Below are 2,286 nucleotides of genomic sequence, written 5' to 3' on the forward strand. Positions count from 1 at the left end.
GCCACCGGCTCTCCCAGATCGCACGGTTCCGGCGTGCCACGGCCATGTGCCGGGCATCGGGAATCATCGTGTCGTTCATTCAATGCCCATAGAAGCGAGCGCCTGCGGAGCAGGTTTAGCACAAAGCAGAGGGGGTTTTGATTACCGATCACGGACTGGCCCCGACCGGCCTGCTCACTCGTGAGAGGCCGCGATCGCCGATCAAAAACCCTCTGCCTTATGACGACTCCCCGATTATGCCGCGTCACGCATGCACGTGACGGCGGCTATGGTCTTTCGTGATTGCTGTGTCGGCATAACCGTATGATTTCTCAGGCTGGCTATCTCGCTGGCCAGGAGAGATCAAATGAAGGCGACACGCACAGTCAGCGAATCCGGCGGATGCCGACCCGTCACATTGATGCATTTCTTGATCGTCTACGCGCGGCACACTATTCCGAGGTAACGCTTCGCAAGAAACGAAGAGTCCTGTGTACGTTCTCCGGGTGGATGAAGAGCAGTAACATCGACCTGATTGATCTCGGTGAGTCTGCCGCGACTCGTTTTATAACGCGCCTGATCGACGCCACACGAGACCGCGTCCAGTGCGAGCGTGTCACATTACGGCAGTTCCTCGCCTATCTGCGTGCCGAAGCCGTCGTGCGCTCGCCGACGTTGGACGGCCAATCCGCGATTGCGCACATCTATTGCCGATACCTGGATCATCTGAGGCAGGATCGTGAACTCGCGAAGAACTCGCTGCTTGTATACGGGCCTTTCATTCGTGACTTTCTCGACAGCCACGCGACCGGCGACGGAAGTATATTGCCCGATGCCGTGACACGTTCCGGCTGCTGCTAACGTTCGCCACGAAGCATATCGGGCGCGCGCCGTCAAAGCTGCGAATCGAGGAATTCCTGCAGCACCTCGAACACGGCAGAGGCAATTCTGAGGGTGACCCGGTTCGACGGATAGATTTGCAGTTGAGTTTAATGCGGAGTGGCACCTCCCGATAAGGTTGAATCGCGGGTTGTCCACGGGCGGGCGGCGGGTCGCCTGTCACGACCACGACGCTGCCCGCCGGTGGGCAACCCGCGCGGCGATGGCATCCGGGTTTGCGCATAACGGGCTTCGAATTCGAGCGGTGAACAGTAGCCGATGCTGCCATGAAGCCGGCGGGCGTTGTACCATCCCTCCAGGAACCAGAAGATGCGTTGCCGGGCCTGTTCATGGGTCGCGAAGTGTTCGCGCGAGAGCAGTTCGGCCTCCAGCGTGCCGAAGAACGACTCGCACATCGCGTTGTCGTACGCATCACCAGCCGTGCCCATGGACGGCTGCACGCCCGCTTCGCGGCAGCGCCGCCCGAAGGCAATGGACGTGTACTGGGCGGCCTTGGTCCGAATGCAGGATCACGCCTTCGTGGCGTCGCTGCCGCAATGCCATGTCCAGTGCCCGCAGCATCAGTTCGGTGTACAGGTGGTTTGACATCCCCCAGCCCACGATACGCCTGCTGAACACATCCAGCACCACCGCCAGATAGAGGAAGCCCGCGTCGGTCGGCACGTAGGTCGCGTCCGCCACCCACAGCACGTTTGCCGTGTCCGCACAGAAGTGCCGCCGTACCAGATCGGGCGCACGCCGCGCCCCCGCGCGTGGCCGCGTGGTGCGAGGCCAGCGCCCTCGGGTGGCGCCCCGCAGACCCGCGATGCGCATCAGGCGCGCCACCCGCTTGCGTCCCACATGTACCCCTTCGCGCGCCAGTTGCGCATGGATGCGCGGTGCGCCATACGTACCGCGCGAGCTTGCGTGCAGCGTACGGATGCGTGCGAGCAGTTGCGCATCGCTACGCGAGCGTTGCGAAGGCTCACGTAAGCGCCACGCGTAGAAACCACTGGCCGAGACCCCCAGCAGCCGTGCCATAGTGACGATGGGCCAGCGGGCCCGGTTCGCGCTCATGAATCCGTACCGCCCTTCGGTGGCACGGCTCCCGTCTCGCGCGCGAACCAGGCCGCGGCCTGCGAGAGGATGTCCCTTTCCATTTTCAGCTGACGCACTTCGCGGCGCAGCTTCGTCAGCTCCTGCCGCTCAGCCGTGGTCAGCCCGTCATGACGCACGCCGGCGTCACGATCGGCCTGCGCCACCCAGTTGTAGATGGTCTGCGCGGTCGGCTCGAACTCCTTTTCCAGTTCCTCCGGTCTGCGTCCGGCCCTCACCAGCTCGACCATGTGCGCCCGGAACTCCGCCGGGTACGCGATACGATGCTTGCCCATTTCGACACTCCTCCTTCTGTTCAAAAGGATAGGTGTC

At 62.8% G+C, this 2,286-nt stretch carries 1 protein-coding gene and 1 pseudogene; one reads left to right on the forward strand and one right to left on the reverse strand.

Annotated features, from left to right (window positions below):
• Positions 1-489: 489 nt before the first annotated feature.
• Positions 490-840, forward strand: a complete 351-nt coding sequence (locus HV796_RS41750) for a hypothetical protein (protein WP_246356389.1) — start codon at positions 490-492, stop codon at positions 838-840.
• Between the two features lie 263 nt (positions 841-1,103).
• On the opposite strand, the pseudogene HV796_RS41755 reads toward HV796_RS41750, so the two are convergent.
• A pseudogene (locus HV796_RS41755) lies at positions 1,104-2,249 on the reverse strand (IS3 family transposase); the annotation flags it as partial.
• Between the last annotated feature and the right edge of the window lie 37 nt (positions 2,250-2,286).

The organism is Paraburkholderia humisilvae, from assembly GCF_902859855.1.
GTDB classification, from domain to species: Bacteria; Pseudomonadota; Gammaproteobacteria; order Burkholderiales; family Burkholderiaceae; genus Paraburkholderia; species Paraburkholderia humisilvae.

What these genes read in the sequence shown, in the direction of transcription:
- HV796_RS41750 (WP_246356389.1), top strand. Translation starts at nt 490, where the DNA reads ATGAAGAGCAGTAACATCGACCTGATTGATCTCGGTGAGTCTGCCGCG.